This window comes from Prevotella sp. RM4 (assembly GCF_000701965.1).
In the GTDB taxonomy this organism is placed as follows: Bacteria; Bacteroidota; Bacteroidia; order Bacteroidales; family Bacteroidaceae; genus Prevotella; species Prevotella ruminicola.
The window spans coordinates 62,314-81,338 of the sequence record NZ_JNKG01000011.1; the positions used below are offsets into that span (position 1 = coordinate 62,314).

The following is a 19,025-nucleotide window of genomic DNA, read 5'->3' on the forward strand; positions in this document are numbered from 1 at the left end:
GTCTAACATCTATACTACTTAAAATAATCATTAATTACTACTCAAACTACCCTGTATTCTACTTTTGGCGAGCCTCTATAAGCCCATCAATTAACAAATTTGCTACACTTTCTGCTCCCTTTATATTTACAATCTTGGGAATATTGACATTAAACTTATTTTTTACATTACATATTATTTCATCAGTATAAACTATAGCACCATTAATAACATTTTCAATGCCATCTAAATAGATTGAAGCACGATTAATTTGTTCCATCCTTTCTAATGGATAGTCTTTACAAAAATAACCTTTCACCTCACTTCCTGTTGCATCTATTACAAATGGATAACCTCCTATATGTCCATCAACTCCTGGGGTATGAATTTTAATTTTTATATTATTCCTTATTGCTAAAAGTATACTATTGATAATATCAAAATTGCTAGAGGCGTTCATCATATTACGTTTCTGATCGGTAGGCATAGGAATTCCACAGGCCTTATAAACATCATCATGATTGATGTCAAGTTCCTTGCCTTGGTACTTGATGCTCAGCAATAGCTTAACACCCTCCGTATGACCTTCCTTACTGATTACCACATCATGGAAGTGACTTGCCACAAGGGTAATATCAATATCATTCAAATTCTTGATGTCAAACTTCTCAGCCACAAAGAACTTCATACGGGGAATTAGATGGTTTAGATTACCGCTACCAAAATCAAAGTAAGGCATACCAGCACTCTTCAGCCAAGGAATTACAGCATCAGAATAAGAAGTATTGATACTTATGGCATTACAATCTGCATTGCCGTAAGCCTCCATTATATTCTTCCCAAGGAGAACAGACATAGGGCTCCAAATACCGTATGCACGAAGATTGGACCAAGAAATGGTTCCGTACTTCAGTCCTGCATACAATCGACTACTATTGACAATAAAATCTGGCTGTATCTTTCTCAAAGAAGCCTCAATAGAAGCAACGTCCTTAAAATCACAACCTCCTTCAACCACAATCTCACTACGCATCTGCCTACGAATAGTTGCTGCAGTACGTATGATGTTTACGTCCTGCTGCATCTTCTCAGCATTGCGCCCTACTACAACCAGTTTTAACTGAGGGTCTGCTAACGATACCAGATAGTCCAGCAGATAGCATCCAACACTACCCAAGCCAAAGATGGCAATGGTTATCTTCTCACCTCCATCTAATTTCTTCTTAAGGAGGTTCAGCTTCTCGTTTAACGTCTTCATTAGCTTAATGCTTTGATCGCCTCACGGTAGTCTGCCACAGTATTGCAGTTGAACCAGAGGTTGATTCTTACTATATCTAATTGTGAGCTCTTGTAGGCTCCAAAATATTTCTGAATGATTTCCAGATTAGTGCCTTGTTCCTGTTCTGGAGTCAAGAACTGACATATCTCTCTCACTCTACTAAGTTTCTTAAACTTCCACATCTGGCCAGAATTATAGATGGATGTAAAAGGTTCGTGAATCTCTAAGCAGGTGTGGCTGGTATCATAGATGTAATGAGGATAGTTGTTCGCATCAAAATAAAGCGCAACAGCCTTATTGGAAAGAATGGGTTCATTATTCACTGAAATGACATCCTTCTTAGAAGTGATAATCTTCTCTACACTCTCCGTATCAAAGAACAAATCGCCCTCAATGAAGGTAATCTCATCAGCTTCCTTTGAAACCACTTCTATTCCTTTCAACAGGCTATAACCAGAACCATAATCTTGGTAGTGATCGTTATAAACCAGTTTCATCTTATGGTTCACATCCTTCATCTCAATGCGGATAAACTTCTCCAAATCCTCATACTTATAACCGCCTACCACAACGATCTCGTCCACAAGATCAAAGGTCTTATGAACTTGAAGACTAATCAATGAGTTAACTGGACTATCTTCATAATAGAGACACTTTAACACATCCTCTTTCGTATCCTTATTGAAGCGGCTGGACATACCGGCCACTGTGATAATGAGACTCTTCATTACTTTTCAATTGATGCAACGCACATATCAAGACCCTTATCAAGCGTAATGATTGGAGTCCAGTCTGTACGTGTACGAATCTTTTCTGTATTCAGAATTCTACGCTCAGGGTCTGAGCTGCGGTAGCCGTTGAAGATTATCTCCGGCTTGGGAAGTCCCATTTTCTCTGCTATCTTGTAGGTCAGATCAATGATGGTAATTTCCTCATCGGTAGCCACATTATAGACAGTACCATCAAGAGCTTTGTCTGAATTGATCAATGCCATTACTGAACGGCAGCTGTCAATGTTATGCAAGAATGCACGACGGTTCTTCTTGGAGTTCTCCAGCAGTGTCACCGCCCCCTTCTCCAGCAACTCATTAATGATGTGCGGAATAATATGTTTAGCAAAACGCTCATGCTTGCTATAGACGTTAGCAAAACGGATAGAGCAGCCTTTAATCTTGCCTTTGTCCACAACATCCTTCATAAAGAATTCCGTCATCAGTTTACCACAGGCATAACTGGTACGCTGACTGTGTTCTGCAGTTGACATCATCAGATAGTCGCTCTCACGAACACCTCCGTTCTCGTTCCAAGACTGCATGGAATACACTTCACTGGTTGAACAGTTGATGTATGTATCAGCCTTAACGCGGATAGCCTGTTCCAAGAACGACTTCATGGAAATCACATTGGTTTCCCAAGTGTGCTCCACCTCATAGAAGTGTTCCGTATGTACTACTGCTGCACAATTGATATAAACCGTCCGGTCATAGGCGCCCTTTTCTCGCAAAACCTGATCCTCGATGGCCTTCATCTGATCAGTATTATTGATGTCGTATTCATGGAACACGAATCCGGGATTGTCTAGATACTCTTTAACGGAATCTATTGAACTTGCAAAGAAGTTGTCAAAACCTATGATGCGACTATCCTTCTCTGCCTCTAATATTTGTCTCACCAGTTCGCTACCGGTCATTCCGGATGCTCCACTTAATACATATAGACTTTTCATATTCCTAATGTCAATCTGTCTTTATAAAATCTATCTACGATATCACTGTACAGTTCTTGCTCTTCTTTCATATCATACCAAACGCAACGATGTTCATAATTGCCACTCTCAACATCCAATATGCCATACTGTGCGTATGGATTGTGGTTCCTAGGTTGTCCTACAGAGCCAGGATTGATGAAAACTGTCCGTTTCTTGTTCCGATAGGCAACATTATCTGAAACAAAGAAATACTCAACATAATGAGGGACGTGGGAATGACCGCTAATTACATAGTCATACTCTACGAAACGTTCATCATTCATCTTATCAACACCAAACTTACCCCAGTAAGGGTCATCCAAATTACCATGCATAAACAGGAAGGATTTTTCTCCTATTCGGCACTTCTGGAATCCGCTATGTTCCATTTCCTTATCCAAGTAGTCATGTGACTCTAGTGTAAGAATTGAATTGGTATATTTCAGTACAGACCTACCTCTCTCGGTAGCAAAACGCTCAAGGTTACCGCCAAAAATAGAGTATTCGTGATTACCCCAAAGGTTCACCAACAATGGCTTATCTATGCCCTTAACCATCTCAATTATTTCATTGGGCCGTGGCCCATAATTGACCAAATCTCCTATAATGGCACAAGCATCTACTTTGCAAATAGTAGAGATATCTGCAAGAACAGCCTTGAATGCTGTTACATTGGCGTGAATGTCAGAAAGAATAACAATTCTCATTTCTTCAAGAACTGCATTAAAGCATCTTTGTTCTGAACAGGAGTTGTAGTCGGGCGACCAAGATCTTTGCGGTTCCCCTTCTTTACTTTTACCTCCAGGAATACCGGTCCCTCACAAAGTTTAGAAAGCTGCCTCTTTAATTCTTCCTTATTATCAACTGAGAGAACCTGCTTATATCCAACCGCCCTAGCTACAGCTGGCAGGTCTATCTTCAAGCCAACTGTAGGCTGGCCACCTACTGAATCATGTGCGCCATTATTAAAAACTACATGAACATAGTTTTTCGGAACCTTATTAGCAACGATAGCCATACTGCCCATGTGCATAATGCTGGCACCATCGCCATCGAAGCACCAAACCTTTCTATCCTGCTTAGCCAAAGCAATACCAAGAGCAATCTGAGAGGCATGCCCCATAGAACCTACTGTCAAGAAATCACGCTCATGACCTTCGTTCATAGCTGTGCGATACTCGAAGAGTTCACGAGAAATCATACCTGTGGTTGATACAATGGCATCCTTTTCACCAAGTGCAGAAGCAACTGTCTGAATAGCCTCTTCACGCGACATCGTCAAATCGTTCTTCTCAACATTCTGAAGGGTATAGGCATCAAAAGTATCTTTCTCGATAACGATAGCATAGCACTGTTTGGTAGCCTGCATAAAGGCTACAGCCTTCTTAATCTGGGCTTCAGCCTTATCCTCTTCCTTGCTCAGAACAGTATAGTCAATACCCATCACATTCAGCAGGCCAGTAGTAACCTTACCCTGTTTCACATGCTGCGGTTCATCGTGAACACCTGGTTTCCCACGCCAGCCAATTACCAACAGAACTGGGATGTTATATACATCTGGATCAGTAAGTGATGCAAGAGGATTAATAATATTGCCTTGACCAGAATTCTGCATATAAACGACCGGAATCTGATTGGTCGCCAAATAATGACCAGCTGCCAAACCCATAGCACCACCTTCATTGGCAGCAATGATATTATGTGCTGCGTCTGCATGGTCTGTAATATAGGCACACAGATTCTTCAATAAGGAATCAGGCACACCAGCATAAAAATCAATTCCATAGCTGGCAAGTGTATCATAGAAAAACTTTGGAGATATCATAGCTTAATTCTTCTTTGTTCCTGGAATCAAATTCAAAATCTGCTTGATAGGCATGCAGTATTCATCAGAAGCCTCTAAACTACGAGATGTTTCCAGAATACGCTCAGCGCACTTCACCATAGCAGGATATGCACTACGCAACATGTGATTAGCATAGATAACCACATTAATGCCCCACTCTGCCAGTTCTTCTTCAGTAAACTGGTTATAAGTAGTAGGTACTGCTACAATTGGTGTATGAGCATCCTTCTCACGGAAACGCTGGCAGAACTCCTTGATATCATCACCACTCTTATTCTTTGAGTGAATCATCACACCGTCGGCTCCTGCTGCCACATAAGCATGGCAACGCTCCAAAGCATCGTCAACAGGCTTGCCTGCAATCAGAGACTCACAACGCGAGATAATCATGAAGTCGCGTGTAATCTGAGCATCCTTACCAGCCTTAATCTTATTACAGAAGCCCTCGATGGTATCCTGCGTCTGGATGGCATCTGTGCCAAAGAGTGAATTCTGCTTCAAACCTACCTTATCCTCGATGATAACAGCCGATATTCCGAGGCGTTCAAGCGTGCGAACTGTAAAGACAAAGTGTTCCAATTTGCCACCAGTATCACCATCATAGATAACAGGTTTGGTGGTAACTTCCAGCGTATCATTTAAGTCATGTAGACGTGTGGTTAAGTCAACAGCCTCGATATCAGGTTTCCCCTTTGAAGTAGAATCGGTAAGAGAGGATGCCCACATACCATCAAACTCACGATGCTGACCATTCACCTCAACAGATGTATGTTCTGCTATAAGACCTGTTAGACCATTATGAGATTCCAATATACGAACCACAGGTTTAGCAGATATCAACCGTCTCAATGAAGATAGACGTTGCTGAGGTGTCACTCCCAAAGAATCAATTTCTTCCTTTAAGCCAGAGGCGGATATCCCCTTTGTATAAGGAATTTCTATTACCTCGCCACCAAGCTTCTCCATAGTCTTATATACCTCATCACGGATATACTTATCAGGCCCCTGTTGCCAATCATCACCATGAATAATATAGTCTGGCTCATACTTTAAAAGATTAGGTACATAACTCCATTCTTCCTGAGGAACAATTGAAGAAACGCCTTTGATATTCTCTATAACATTTTTCCGTTGCTCATAAGTAAGATAAGGCAAACGTTTATGAGTAGCTATTGCTCTATCTGTAAATAGACCAATCATCACATCGCCAAACTTGGCGCCCTCATTAATGATGTTAATCAAACCTGGGTGCATAATATCACCTATCATACCTAAATAAACAGTTTTCGCCATATTATTATTTATTTATGCTAAACACAAACGGACTATCAAAAACCTTCAACAATGGATGTCTTGTGTCCTTTTCACTTAAAATCGCCCTATCTGTAGGAATATGCCAATCAATGCCTAACGAATCATCCAAAATACTAACACCTCCATCAGCCTCAGGATGATAGAATTCATCGCACTTATATTGGAACACAGCAGTTTCGCTGAGTACGGCAAAACCATGAGCAAAGCCTTTGGGGATAAAGAACTGACGGTGATTATCTTCGGTGAGTTCTACAGCAACATGCCTGCCATAAGTGGGTGAGCCTCTGCGAATATCTACTGCGACATCAAGGACAGCACCTTCGACGCAGCGAACCAATTTGCTTTGAGTAAAGGGAGGGTGCTGAAAATGTAAACCTCTCATTACGCCATAACTTGACTTGGACTCGTTGTCCTGAACGAAATTAATTGGGCCGATTTTTTCTTCGAACTCTCTTTGAGAGAAGGATTCGAAGAAATAGCCACGGCTATCTTCAAAAATGCGGGGTTCAATAATGAACACGCCGTCAATTGATGTTTTTATAACTTCCATAATCTATATTATTGCACCGACGAGTAAAATTTATCACATAAGCACAAAGAAAATATTCCGGACTGACGAATATAAAACACTATAGGTCAGCACGTTACAAAATAATTAGTTTTTATTAACTACGTGGTACTTGGGAGCTTTAAGAAATCGATTTCCCTTTTCCGCATGCAAAGATAAGGGAATTTTATGATACCACCAAATAAAAAAGGCGGAAAATGACGATTTATTCTTTATTTATTCGTCACTTCCCGCCTTTTTATGTGGCATTATACCATTATGACAAGCCTAACAGCTGCTTTAAAAGATTTTCCTTAAGCAATACCCATATTGTAGTGAACAAGGCAGCTACAAACAAACAGAGCATTATCATCTGCCCTCTTTTGGGACCTGCAGGCCCTAGTGGAACTGTTGCGCGTTGAAGGGTTGTAAAGGCTGGAGTTGCCTCCTGTACTTTGGCTTTGTATGCCAATACCTGCGCACTTAGGGTATTATAGTTGTTATACTGCAACTGCAAATCGTTCTCCAAATCGGTCTGCATCTGACGGATGCTTTCCAATACTACATCTTGGTTGGCATCAACAAACTCCACGTATTTTTGACGCGCATGTTCATAATCTTTTTTAGCCTGTGACTGCAACATCTCGGCATATTCCAAATCGTGGCGAGACTTCTGAGTGCGATAATCTGTCAAGAAGTCCTGCAAACGCGCTTTAACCGAGTCAGCTAACAGAGCGGCAATATAAGGATCCTGGGTAGTAACATTGATTGAAATGAGATTTGATTTCTTATCAATCCTACAAACCACATTCTTCATAATCATGCCAGATATACGAGCCTGCTCACCTGTCAACTCAAAGTTATTAACCAACGTGTCAGGTTTACCTTCGGGTGCCATCAAGCCAAAGAAATCCTTCCACCATGGCTCCTTCCACTCATTCTTGAGGTAATCGTAATAAGTCATGGTAGTTTTATCTTTCTTGCCATGAACCTTGATAGGGAACAAAGAGGTTTTAAAATCAGTACTCTTCATCAAGTCGGGGTACAACGAAGGGGTAATAGCATCGCCACCAGCATTGCCACCTCCACCAAGACTAACACCAAAGGAACTGGCTAAGGAAGCTAACTGACTCGTACCGCCACCTCCACCAGACTCCGGCGCCAACAACACCTCACACTGATAGTAAGTAGGGATAGACTTAGCAATCACTACAGCCACCACAAAGGCGATAGGCAATACGATATAATAGAGCTTTCTGTTATTCTTGATAGCCTGCCAGATGGCAACAAAATCAATGGATTTAACCTTTTTGGTCTGAGAAATTATCTGATTCTGCTCCATATTACGTTAGAATGTCTTTATCAGGTTTGTAACTGTGGCCAGCATGGTAACCATGGTGGCGAGAGAGGTGCCAAGGTTAGCAATCATGCTAATCTTATCGTTAGTAGAACGAGTTTTGCTGGGCACGAAGATTTCGCAACCTGGCTCAATCTTAGCACCACTGGCCTTCTTAACGGCACCATTCTGATAGAGAATGAATGCACGCGACTTTTTGGCACCCATACCAAAGCCACCAGCCTGGTTACGCACGTACCACTTATAACTCTTGCCGCTGCTATAGCTGGCGGTGTTGGGGTACATGACGTTACCATCAATCTTAACGGTACCGCTGAACTCGGGTACAATGATACGGTCGCCCTCGCGTAATACCACATCATCATCGGAACCAGGATTTGCCAAAGCCTTATCGAGCTCGATGGCTACATAGTAAACACTATCCTGATCGACCTTATTGGCATCGAAACCGGCGCCAGACTGTACCTTAGCCAACTGGAGGATACGATTGAGACGGAACTTCTCGTCGGCATTCATGGGGCGCTCGATACGGGCACCACGGATATAAGCCTCCTTGGTAACACCGCCGGCAGCCTTCACCACCTCGCTGAGACGCTGATTTTTATGCGCCAAAGGATAGGTACCTGCAAAGAGCACTTCGCCCTCGACCGTAACATTGCGCTGAGGCATATAACCAGGGCTCTTACGGACATATACCTCGTCGTAAGGCTGCAGTGTGAAGTCCTTAGAACCGTCAACGACGAAACCATCTTTCAAAGTGAAAGAGAAAGTCTGGGCCACCTCACGAGAATCCTCGGTAGCCTTAGGATCAATCATACGACGTGATACATCGACCTTAACGGTAGAAGCGGCATCGGTGAGACCACCAGCCTGGATAATCAGGTCTTCGATCGACTCATCATCAGCATACTCGTAAGTAGCAGGGAACATCACCTCGCCAAAGATAGTAATAGTGCGCTCGTTGGTCTTTTCCTGCTTAGAGGCAATGGTAAGCACATCCTCGTTCTCCAGAGGAACATCGGCAACAGTGCCGTTGAGAATGCCCTGAATATCGAGTGAGATGACACGGCGGGTACGATCTTCCTTCATACGATGCAGTACACCGCGACCAGCAAAAGCATCCTCAGTGAGACCATCGGCCTGCTCAATCAAGCTCTTAACAGTAGTAACATTACCACCGAGGCTATACTGACCAGGGCGGAACACGGCACCGGCAATCTCGACCATATTCTCGTAACGGCGGAGGTTACCACTAACAGTTACAGAGTCGCCATCCTGCAAACGGAAGCTGCTCATATCGAACTCGTTGACATTATAAACAGAGTATTGTTCGCCAGCAGTACGGTTTACCCGAACAGCCTTTTTATAAGCATCGCCCGTAAAACCACCAGCATACTTGAGCAGGGTAGCAATGCTCTCGTTCTTCTTCATCTCGTAAGCCATGGGGCGCTTAACATTACCAGCCACATCGACGATGTTCTGATAAGGGCCAACCATGATGACATCATTCTCGGCCAAACGGATATTGCCAGAGAGTTTGCCATTGAGGATATAATCGTAGATATCGACCGAAGCAATCTGACGACCACCACGGAACACCTTGATATCACGCAGGGTACCTAAGCCATTAACACCACCTGCCATATAGAGAGCGTGGAAAACGCTTGCAAAAGCAGAAAGGGTGTAAGTACCAGGTGCCATCACCTCGCCCATCACATTGACCATAATGGTACGGGTCTGACCCAATGTCATACGAATTTTAGAACTGCTATAACGCTTGCCAAGGGTCTGTTTGATCTTGGCATTGGCTGCAGCTACAGAGAGGCCAGCGATGTGGATAGGGCCATAACCGGTAACCACGATAGAACCATCGGGGCCCACCTCCATCTGCTCAGACTTCTGCGAACCGCCATATACATCGACGAACACCTTATCGCCAGGGCCTACAATATACGAGGTTGGCGTGGCGATATTCATGTTTGGCTCGAACGAAAGGGCTTTGTTATTGAAGATATCACGGCCAAATACACGTTTGCCATTAATGGTATTCACTGAGTCAGGGATGTATATCTTCTGTCGATTCTCGATAGATGTTGTTTCACCATCAGCATCGGTACTTGTACCAACTTTCTGTACATACAATTCGTTACCCTCTGCATCGACACGCACGGCACCATTACTCTCACGCATACGGCTATCGGCTGTAAGCTGGTCGGTGGTTGAACCTGATGAACGCACCGCTGAGGTGCCATTCATCTTTTCGTACTGACTGCGCACACGCTGCAACTGCTGCATGGTAACGCCTTTTTGCATGAGTTTAGTAGCAATCTGCGACTGAGAAGCGCCATTCTTTGATTCGCGCTGAACATACTGCATCACCTGAATGTCGCTCATCTGAGCCTGCACCAACAGGGTGGTGAGCAACAGTGATAATACCAATAGAGATCTCTTCATTTCAAAAAATACTAGCTATTTTTAAACGGCTGCAAAGATACTGATTTATTTTAAAACAAACAACTTTTTTACCTAATTTATATTAATAGACAAAGATTTTGTAATCCTTGATGCTGCCGGGGGCTCCTTCCTCCATACGTGGCAGATAATCAAAACCAGTAATTGTCTGCTCGCTACCGAGGTCGATAACCATGAGATGTGGCAGGGCCGCACCACGCTCAGTACGCCAGTAGGTTGACTCCTGCAAATCGAAAGATTTTTCAGCAGTATTATTACCGCGTTTCGTCTCCTCGCTATCGGCATATTTAACCGTCCAAGGTTCACGACTGAGGCGTGTACCATCGGCATTAACAGCATAGAGCTCGGCCACAGACACTACATCCTTACCTTCGTGTGTAGATAATGCCTGGATAGCCAAATAGCGACCAGTCTTGGGAGCATCGAAACGCACCATCTGCCAACCATTACCGGCTGACAGCTGACCTACATGTGCGGGAGTAGCCGAATTCAAATCAGGCTTATCACCAGGATTATTATGTGTCCGCGATTTTTCAATATTCAGCTTATCAAGTTCGGGCTTATTCTGTGCAAAGAGCCAAGGTGAAAGGCGCTTACCATCCTTGGTGAGATAGAATGCCTTGGCCGAAGGACCAACAACATCGAGCACAACGACCTCGTTCTTACCTTTCTTGAGCCAGCAACCAGGCACATAAAGAGTCTGCTGAGGACCGATAGACCAGAAACGTCCAACGGCATGACCATTGACATACACCTGACCTTTACCCCAGTTCTCCATATTCAGGAAGGTATCGCCTACCCTCTTGAGGTTGAAATAGCCACGATAATAGCCTGAGCCCTTGAACACCATTTTTGTGAGCGAATCGCGCTTGGCAGTATCGAGTGCCTTCTTGGCAGCTACATAGCTATCGGGAATGGTAAAGATATCCCAACGCTTGAGGTTCCAGATAAGTTCGTGACCATCCTTATCGGTTGACAGGGTGACACTCTCGGTGATGCCCTTGTAATCCTTGATGGCGCGACCAAAGTTGATACGCCCCATGGCTTCGATAAGAATCTTGAGCTCCTGACCTTTCTTAACTGCAGGCAACAGAAGGCTCTTTTCGTTACGTACACGATCAATCTTACCGATATAGGTGCTATCGATGAATACCTGTGCAAAGTCATGACCATCATTGAGGGTAAGCACACTAGGGGTATCGATATCGGGCAGCGAGGTGATATATACCATTGATCCCCAGCCCTGATTCAGCTCCTCCATGGTGCGCAGCGGACTGTTCATCACCAGACTGTCGGCACCCAATAGGATATCTGCGTGCTCCTTCATTTCGAAGGCAGGGATATTAATCATGTTAGCAGGGCGCGCAGGGATAGCAGGCAGCGGTGTTTTGCTGTACTTCTGCATCATCTTACGCAACTGGAAGAATTTCTCGGTGGTGCCACCATACTCATTGATAGGGGCATCGTAATCGTAACTGGTTACATCGGGTGCAAAACCGGGAGAGTTAGCGCCAGCCCAGTGACCAAACGAGGTTCCACCATGTGTCATATAAAGTGAGAACGAGATATTCTTAGACAGCATCTCGTCCATACCATCCACCATATCCTTGGCTGGGCGTGTTTCGTGATTAGCCCCCCACTTATCGAACCAACCGCTCCAGAACTCAGAGCACATCAGAGGGGCATTGGGGCGTAGCTGCTTGAGGCGTGCAAACTCGTGATCGATATTAGCACCAGTACCGAAGTTCATGGTCCACACCAAATCATCAAGACCGTTCTTCTCGAAATTTGAACTCCAGTCGCACTGGAACAGTGTGAGTTTATCGCCATAGATGCCACGCAGGCAATCGCGAATCTCAGAGATATAGGGTTTATCCTGACCATAAGATCCATACTCGTTCTCGACCTGTACCATAATGATAGGACCACCATTCTGAATGGTGAGGGGAGCTAACTGCTCGCCCACCTTCTGTTCAAAGATTTTTACGCGCTCCATAAAATAAGGATCGCGCTCGCGCAAACGAATGTCTTTCTTCTTGAGCAACCACCAAGGCAGACCGCCCATCTCCCACTCGGCACATACGTATGGACCAGGACGCACAATCACGTACATGCCATTTTTCTGTGCCAAACGGCAGAACTCTGCCACATCGTTATTATCGGTGAAATCGAACTGCCCCTCGCGCTGTTCATGGATATTCCAGAACACATAGATACAGAGGGTGTTCATGCCCAAAGCCCTACACATTTTGATGCGATGCTCCCAATAAGGGCGGGGAATACGCGGATAGTGAACTTCGGCCGCCTTAACCACGAAAGGCTGGCCATTTAACAAGAATGTCTGGTTGCCAACAGTGAAATCACCGGCATGTACCAGCATCGGGAAAATAAGCAATAAAGCAGTAATCAGTAGTTGGATCTTTTTCATTTTGTATCTTTTATTTCGTTATTTGGTGCAAAGGTACAAATTTTTAGGCACGGATTACGCGGATTACACAGATTTTTTATATTTTTGCAACAAAAATATCAATAAATATGAAGAAACTAACATTACTCTTAATGGCATTGGTCTTTGCTGGGATGGCAAAGGCTGAGGATGGTCACCAACTGTGGCTAAGACAACAACCTATCAACAAAGCAAAGGTTACCGGACCTGAGTGCATAGCAGCCCAGGAACTGAGAGCGTACAGCAAACAGGATGTAACCCTGAAGCTGGATGCAAGTATGAAACAGGATGCGTACTGCATCAAAGTGAATAGTGAACAGGGAAAAGTGAACAGTGTAATCTCTGCCAAAAACGAGATTGGATTATTGTATGGCGCCTATGCATTGTTGCGTGGCGAGACTACTGGCAGTGAGCCATTCTACAAACTGCGCATATTGAACCACTGGGACAACCTGAATGGCACTATCGAGCGCGGCTACGCTGGATTGAGCATTTTCTGGAAAGGCAAAGCTGGAGAAAGAAAATTCCATGGTCGCACCATCTTTGTAGAGGATCCCGATCAGCCCATCGACGCAGAACTGATAAAAGAATATGCACGTGCCAATGCCTCGATCGGTATCAATGGTACAGTACTGAATAATGTAAATGCCTCGCCCAAGATGCTGTCGGCTATATATATTAATAAGGTAAAGCAGTATGCCGACATCCTGCGCCCCTATGGCATCAAGGTGTATCTCTCGGTTAACTTTGCTTCGCCCATGAGCATTCCTGCCAAAGGCTTTAATGGCGGCAAGCCCATCAAGACGGCCGACCCGCTGAACCCCAAAGTAAAAGCCTGGTGGAAAGCAAAGGCTAAGGAGATATATGCACAGATTCCCGACTTTGGCGGATTCCTGGTAAAGGCCAACTCGGAAGGACAGCCTGGACCATTCGACTATAAGCGCACGCATGCTGATGGTGCAAACATGCTGGCCGATGCAGTGAAACCATTCGGCGGCATCATCATGTGGCGCAGTTTTGTATATGGCGCTGCCCATAGTGGCGAGGACCGTGTCAAACAGGCTGTAAGCGAATTTAAGGACCTGGATGGCAAGTTCCGCGACAATGTGATTCTGCAGTCAAAGAATGGTCCTCTGGACTTCCAACCACGCGAACCGTACGCTCCTATCTTCGACAATATTAAAAACACAAAACAAATGGCCGAGTTGCAGATTACTCAGGAATACTTAGGCCAGTCGCGCCACCTTACCTACTTAGCCCCCATGTGGCGCGAGTTCTTTGGATTTGTTGCACCCGAGAAATTAGTTGGCATTGCAGGTGTTGCCAACATCGGATTGGATAAGAACTGGTGCGGGCACCACTTCTCACAGGCCAACTGGTATGCCTTTGGTCGTCTGGCATGGAATCCGAACCTGACCAGCGAGCAGATTGCAGAAGAATGGCTGTGTCTGACATTTAATGCTTCGAATAACGAAGCATTAAAGTCGATGATGCTGCGTAGTCGCGAAGCTTGTGTAGATTATATGATGCCAATAGGATTGCACCATATCTTTGCATTTGATGAGCACTACGGACCCGAGCCCGATGGTTACAATGCACACGTCCCCCTGGAGTGGTGCCCTGTTTACTACCATAAGGCCAACAACGACAGCATTGGTTTCGACCGCACTCATACCGGTTCGAATGCCACAGCACAGTATCGAGAGCCTTACTGCACACTGTACGACAACATCAACACCTGTCCAGAACGCTACCTGCTGTGGTTCCACCGTGTGCCATGGAGCTACCGAATGAAAAGCGGTCGCACCGTACTTGAGGAGATGGACTACCGCTACGCACGTGGTGTAAAAGAGGTTGAGGACTTTATCCGCATCTGGAACGAGGCCAAACCTAACATCGACGAGCAGCGCTGGCAGGAAGTAGATGCCCGACTGCAGCACCAACTGGAGAACGCCAAAGAATGGCAAAAAGTTTGTATGAATTACTTCAGTAGTTTCACTAAGAAATAAAAACAATAAATCCTCGCTGGTTATAAGCGAGGATTTATTGTTATAATTGCTTTACCCATGCTATGATGTCGTTGATAACTTCTTCGGAGAAGGTCTCTTCGATGGTGGCATATTCCGTGGGCATGCCTGTGGCGCAATGTTGGAATAGGTGGTTGAGACCTTCGTACTCCTTGATGAAGTTCTTCTTGTTTTTGGGAAGTGTGCGACGTAAGGCGGGCAGATTCTGAGTGGCGATAACCTGAAGGTCCTTGCTACCATTAAGAGCTATTACGGGGCATTTGATTTTAGCGATGTCGCCTTGTGGGTCGTAGTCGATGAACCATTTCACCCATGGGTTCTGCATCTCTGGCATCTGGCGCAACTGCTCTATGGTCAAGTTCTTGACTTTTGGCCCTCCCATAGCCTTGGTTTGGGCCAATAACACACTATCGCCTTTCACACTTGTACCTGCAAGAGATACGATAAAATCCAACTTCTTTTGGGCCGCCAACATAAAGGCGATGGTACCACCTTCGCTATGGCCCACGAGGCCAATCTTCTTAAATCGCTTCTGCGAGCGCAACCATTCAATGCCAGCTTCTGCATCTGCAGCAAAATCAAGTGTAGTTACGATAGGATCCTTGCCACCTACAGATTTACCTGTGGCTCTGTCGTCATATCGCAAAGTAGCTATGCCAGCACGAGCCAACCTATCAGCAATCACAGCAAAGGGTTTGTGTCCAAAAACCTCTTCATCGCGATTCTGGGCGCCACTGCCAGTTACCATCAATAGCACATATTTTGAACCTCCAGCGGGTATAGTCAGTGTTCCTGCAAGTGTGGCTCCAGCCTTGGAGTTTTGGAATGTCACTTCTTCTGTTGTGTAGGGATATGGTGGTTGTGGGTTCTGAGGTCGCTTCAGTTCTGCCTTCTTACCTGGCTTAAGATTCAATGGCAGCTTAAAACCGCCCTGGGTAAAAGTTCCCTTCAACTCACCATCCTGCAATCGTGCGCCATACGACGCATGAAGCGATGCAACGATTACGTTTACAGAATCAGCAGATATGAAGTTGGTGGTAGCAGGTATACCAAATGCGCCTTGGTCTGGACTATCGAGCGTACACTTGCCATCGTCGTTCAGATTCAGCACAACCTTAATCTTCTGCAGACCTGCATTCAGTTCGCCACTCCAAGTACCATTAATTTTCTGTGCGGAGGCACTAACAGCAACAAATGCCATTAGCGATAAAAAATGTTTGTGTATCATTTTGATTTGTGGATAAAAATAGTTGAGATGAGGGCTGTGACTACTAACGTAACACCAAATGCGGTATGTATGATGGGATTATCTGGCGATATAGCGACCATCAGCAGACAGAACATCGCCATTTCTACAGCTATAATTCTAACCGTTCTGATTGATAGCTCAACCTGATGGATATTCTTTGGTTCACTACCAATGTTTATATTCTTGGGCGAATAGGCCACCAACAATAGCACGATGGAGATAACGCTAAGAACTATAGTGGCCATATGCTTGCCTTGAAAATTATCAAAATCGAAATACTTTGTGGCCAGAGCTACTGCATACATCACAATAAGGATGATGGCAGTTACAACCTCGAAGATGGTTCCCTCGAGTGTGCGATGCACTTTCACTTCTTGAATATTAAATTCGCTCATGATTCTTCTTCAGTTTTTGGGGCTCGTTTCTTGGGCAGACGCTTGGCTTTGCGAAGGGCCTCAGTGATGATCCACTGCAGCTGACCATTGGTGCTGCGGAACTCGTCCGCAGCCCAAGCCTCTATCGCGTCCATCGTCTCAGCGTCGACACGTAGAATGAAACTCTTTGTTTCTTTCTTAGCCATGAATCAATGGTTCAATGTACCAGTATTTACAACGGGCTGAGCAGAGTCATCGCCACAAAGCACTACGAGCAGGTTCGAAACCATAGCTGCTTTCTTATCGTCGTCGAGGTCGACAATATCTTCGCTTGAGAGCTTATCAAGTGCCATTTTTACCATAGACACAGCACCCTCTACTATCTTTTCACGAGCAGTGATGATGGCACTTGCCTGCTGGCGACGAAGCATCACTGCAGCAATCTCAGGGGCATAAGCCAAGTAATTGATACGTGCCTCAACCACCTCAATACCTGCAAGGGCCAAACGCTCATCAAGTTTCTGCTCCAACTGTTCGTTAATCTCATCGGCACTTGAGCGCAGAGTGGGCTCGCCCGACTTAGAATCCTCATCGTCGTAAGCATACTGACCAGCCACCTGGCGCAGGGCAGCATCGCTCTGCACACGTACAAAATTCTCGAGCGCGTTCATCAGTCCCTTGGTGTCGCTACCTATAGCAGCAGGATTAGCGGCCATGGTTTGTGTATCAACCTCGAACAGAGCCTTGTAGGTGTCCTTCAGTTTCCAAACCAGTACCAGGCCAATCATTACAGGGTTACCAGTCTTGTCGTTTACCTTAATAGGCTCTGCATCCAGATTTCGCGCACGCAGACTAACCTTTTTAGTGCCATAGAATGGATTGATCCAGTAGAAACCAGTCTGTGCAAATGTGCCAGCGTACTTACCAAACCATGTGGTAACGCGTGCCTCATTAGGCTCCAACTGTGTGAGTCCACACCACATGATGATATTAATAACAACCAGCAGTATACTTGCTCCAAGTTCCCAACCACCTATTTCGCCATTGCTGGCATCAAGTTGGATAATACTATGCACAATACCAACGATTGCCAATATGATAACTGCAATGTTTACAAACAACATCAGGAATCCGTTCATCACCGATCCTTTAAACTCAAACTCTTTTGTCTCCATAACTTTATAGTTTAATGATTAATAATCTGATATCATTTTGATATCGCAAAGATATGTACTATTTTTGAACTAACAATGGATTTCTTCAAAAATTTAACGATATTTCAGAAAAAAGTAGTAATTTTGCCGCCATGAATATCAAAGATATTGAGAATAAGCGCATTGCAGTGTTATTGTCTGGTGGTGTAGACAGTAGTGTGGTCGTATATGAGTTTGCTCGTATGGGACTACATCCGGACTGCTTCTATATTAAGATCGGTCCTGAGGAGCAAGAGGAGTGGGACTGCTCGAGTGAGGAGGACCTCGAGATGGCAACAGCTGTATCGCATAAGTTTGGATGCAAACTGGAGGTTATCGATTGTCATAAGGAGTATTGGGACCAGGTGACTAAGTACACCATGGACAAAGTGCGTGCAGGATTAACACCTAATCCCGATGTCATGTGCAACCGACTGATTAAGTTTGGTGCCTTTGACGAGAAGCGTGGTCACGACTACGACCTGATTGCAACAGGCCACTATGCTATGACAGAAACAGACGAGAATGGTGACAAGTGGCTCTGCACCAGTCCTGACCCTGTGAAAGATCAGACTGATTTCCTGGCACAGATAGCTGACTGGCAGCTGAAGAAGGCCCTGTTCCCAATAGGTCATTATGTAAAGGATGAGGTGCGTGTGATAGCTGAACGCGAGCATTTGGTTAATGCAAAACGTAAGGATTCGCAAGGTATCTGTTTCTTAGGAAAGATTAATTATAACGACTATATTCGCAGGTATCTTGGCGAACAACCAGGTGATGTGATTGAACTGGAAACAGGCAAGCGCATTGGCGAACACAAGGGCTTGTGGTTCCACACCATTGGTCAGCGTAAGGGCATGGGCTTTGGTGGCGGTCCTTGGTTTGTAGTTAAGAAAGATGTGGCTAATAATATATTATATGTATCGCACGGCTACGATCCCGAAACAGCTTATAAGGCCGATTTCCCTGTGCACGATTTCCATTTCCTCACTAAGGAGTTACAGCCAACGGAGGTTACCTTTAAGATTCGCCACACACCAGAATACCATCCGGCCACATTAGAGTGGACAAGTCCAAGTACTTGCATGGTTCACTCAAAAGATAAAATCCACGGTGTGGCACCTGGTCAGTTCTGTGTGGTTTACGACAAGGATCATCATCGCTGCTTAGGCTCAGGCGAAATCACCATTTAACA

At 44.8% G+C, this 19,025-nt stretch carries 16 protein-coding genes; 2 read left to right on the top strand and 14 right to left on the bottom strand.

Going from position 1 to position 19,025, the window contains the following annotated elements:
- Nucleotides 1-58 precede the first annotated feature (58 nt).
- From T499_RS0110830 to T499_RS0110875, 10 genes are all read right to left on the bottom strand, one after another.
- Complete coding sequence (locus T499_RS0110830) at nucleotides 59-1,237, bottom strand: hypothetical protein (protein ID WP_033150990.1); 1,179 nt, start codon at nucleotides 1,235-1,237, stop codon at nucleotides 59-61.
- The gene (locus T499_RS0110835; RefSeq protein WP_033150991.1) at nucleotides 1,237-1,986 is read right to left on the bottom strand and encodes a DUF6564 domain-containing protein; all 750 of its coding nucleotides are present in this window, start codon (nucleotides 1,984-1,986) and stop codon (nucleotides 1,237-1,239) included. The genes T499_RS0110830 and T499_RS0110835 overlap by 1 nt, the downstream gene beginning before the upstream one ends.
- A complete protein-coding gene (locus T499_RS0110840; protein WP_033150992.1) occupies nucleotides 1,986-2,984 on the bottom strand; it encodes an NAD-dependent epimerase/dehydratase family protein in 999 nt (332 codons plus the stop codon). Before T499_RS0110840 ends, T499_RS0110835 begins: the two co-directional genes overlap by 1 nt.
- A complete protein-coding gene (locus tag T499_RS0110845) occupies nucleotides 2,981-3,712 on the bottom strand; it encodes a metallophosphoesterase family protein (RefSeq protein ID WP_033150993.1) in 732 nt (243 codons plus the stop codon). Before T499_RS0110845 ends, T499_RS0110840 begins: the two co-directional genes overlap by 4 nt.
- Nucleotides 3,709-4,830, bottom strand: a complete 1,122-nt coding sequence (gene aepY, locus T499_RS0110850; protein ID WP_033150994.1) for a phosphonopyruvate decarboxylase — start codon at nucleotides 4,828-4,830, stop codon at nucleotides 3,709-3,711. Before aepY ends, T499_RS0110845 begins: the two co-directional genes overlap by 4 nt.
- 3 nt (nucleotides 4,831-4,833) lie before the next feature.
- Nucleotides 4,834-6,144 (bottom strand): phosphoenolpyruvate mutase, encoded by a 1,311-nt coding sequence (gene aepX / locus T499_RS0110855; protein WP_033150995.1) that lies wholly within the window; start codon nucleotides 6,142-6,144, stop codon nucleotides 4,834-4,836.
- Nucleotides 6,145-6,148: 4 nt separating this feature from the next.
- The gene (gene rfbC, locus T499_RS0110860) at nucleotides 6,149-6,715 is read right to left on the bottom strand and encodes a dTDP-4-dehydrorhamnose 3,5-epimerase (RefSeq protein ID WP_033150996.1); all 567 of its coding nucleotides are present in this window, start codon (nucleotides 6,713-6,715) and stop codon (nucleotides 6,149-6,151) included.
- A 274-nt stretch (nucleotides 6,716-6,989) separates the two neighbouring features.
- Nucleotides 6,990-8,054 carry a GumC domain-containing protein gene (locus T499_RS0110865; RefSeq protein WP_033150997.1) on the bottom strand — a complete coding sequence of 355 codons (1,065 nt, stop codon included), beginning with the start codon at nucleotides 8,052-8,054 and terminating at the stop codon, nucleotides 6,990-6,992.
- A 6-nt stretch (nucleotides 8,055-8,060) separates the two neighbouring features.
- Nucleotides 8,061-10,523: an SLBB domain-containing protein gene (locus tag T499_RS0110870; protein WP_033150998.1), complete on the bottom strand. Its 2,463-nt coding sequence runs from the start codon at nucleotides 10,521-10,523 to the stop codon at nucleotides 8,061-8,063.
- A gap of 82 nt (nucleotides 10,524-10,605) precedes the next feature.
- Complete coding sequence (locus T499_RS0110875; protein WP_033150999.1) at nucleotides 10,606-12,969, bottom strand: beta-galactosidase; 2,364 nt, start codon at nucleotides 12,967-12,969, stop codon at nucleotides 10,606-10,608.
- A gap of 107 nt (nucleotides 12,970-13,076) precedes the next feature.
- On the opposite strand from T499_RS0110875, the gene T499_RS0110880 reads away from it, so the two are divergent.
- Nucleotides 13,077-14,996: an alpha-glucuronidase gene (locus T499_RS0110880; protein WP_033151000.1), complete on the top strand. Its 1,920-nt coding sequence runs from the start codon at nucleotides 13,077-13,079 to the stop codon at nucleotides 14,994-14,996.
- Between the two features lie 40 nt (nucleotides 14,997-15,036).
- Here T499_RS0110880 and T499_RS0110885 read toward each other — a convergent pair whose 3' ends face one another.
- The 4 genes from T499_RS0110885 to T499_RS0110900 are packed head-to-tail and all read right to left on the bottom strand — an operon-like array spanning nucleotide 15,037 to nucleotide 17,812.
- On the bottom strand, nucleotides 15,037-16,215 hold the full coding sequence (locus tag T499_RS0110885; protein WP_232221094.1) for an alpha/beta hydrolase: 1,179 nt from the start codon (nucleotides 16,213-16,215) through the stop codon (nucleotides 15,037-15,039).
- Between the two features lie 23 nt (nucleotides 16,216-16,238).
- On the bottom strand, nucleotides 16,239-16,658 hold the full coding sequence (locus T499_RS0110890; protein ID WP_033151002.1) for a hypothetical protein: 420 nt from the start codon (nucleotides 16,656-16,658) through the stop codon (nucleotides 16,239-16,241).
- On the bottom strand, nucleotides 16,655-16,843 hold the full coding sequence (locus T499_RS0110895; protein ID WP_033151003.1) for a type II toxin-antitoxin system antitoxin: 189 nt from the start codon (nucleotides 16,841-16,843) through the stop codon (nucleotides 16,655-16,657). Before T499_RS0110895 ends, T499_RS0110890 begins: the two co-directional genes overlap by 4 nt.
- A 3-nt stretch (nucleotides 16,844-16,846) precedes the next feature.
- Nucleotides 16,847-17,812, bottom strand: coding sequence for an SPFH domain-containing protein (locus T499_RS0110900; protein WP_033151004.1), 966 nt, complete (start codon nucleotides 17,810-17,812; stop codon nucleotides 16,847-16,849).
- A 131-nt stretch (nucleotides 17,813-17,943) separates the two neighbouring features.
- Here T499_RS0110900 and mnmA point away from each other — a divergent pair, with 131 nt between their 5' ends.
- The gene (gene mnmA, locus T499_RS0110905; RefSeq protein WP_033151005.1) at nucleotides 17,944-19,023 is read left to right on the top strand and encodes a tRNA 2-thiouridine(34) synthase MnmA; all 1,080 of its coding nucleotides are present in this window, start codon (nucleotides 17,944-17,946) and stop codon (nucleotides 19,021-19,023) included.
- The last annotated feature ends 2 nt before the right edge of the window (nucleotides 19,024-19,025 follow it).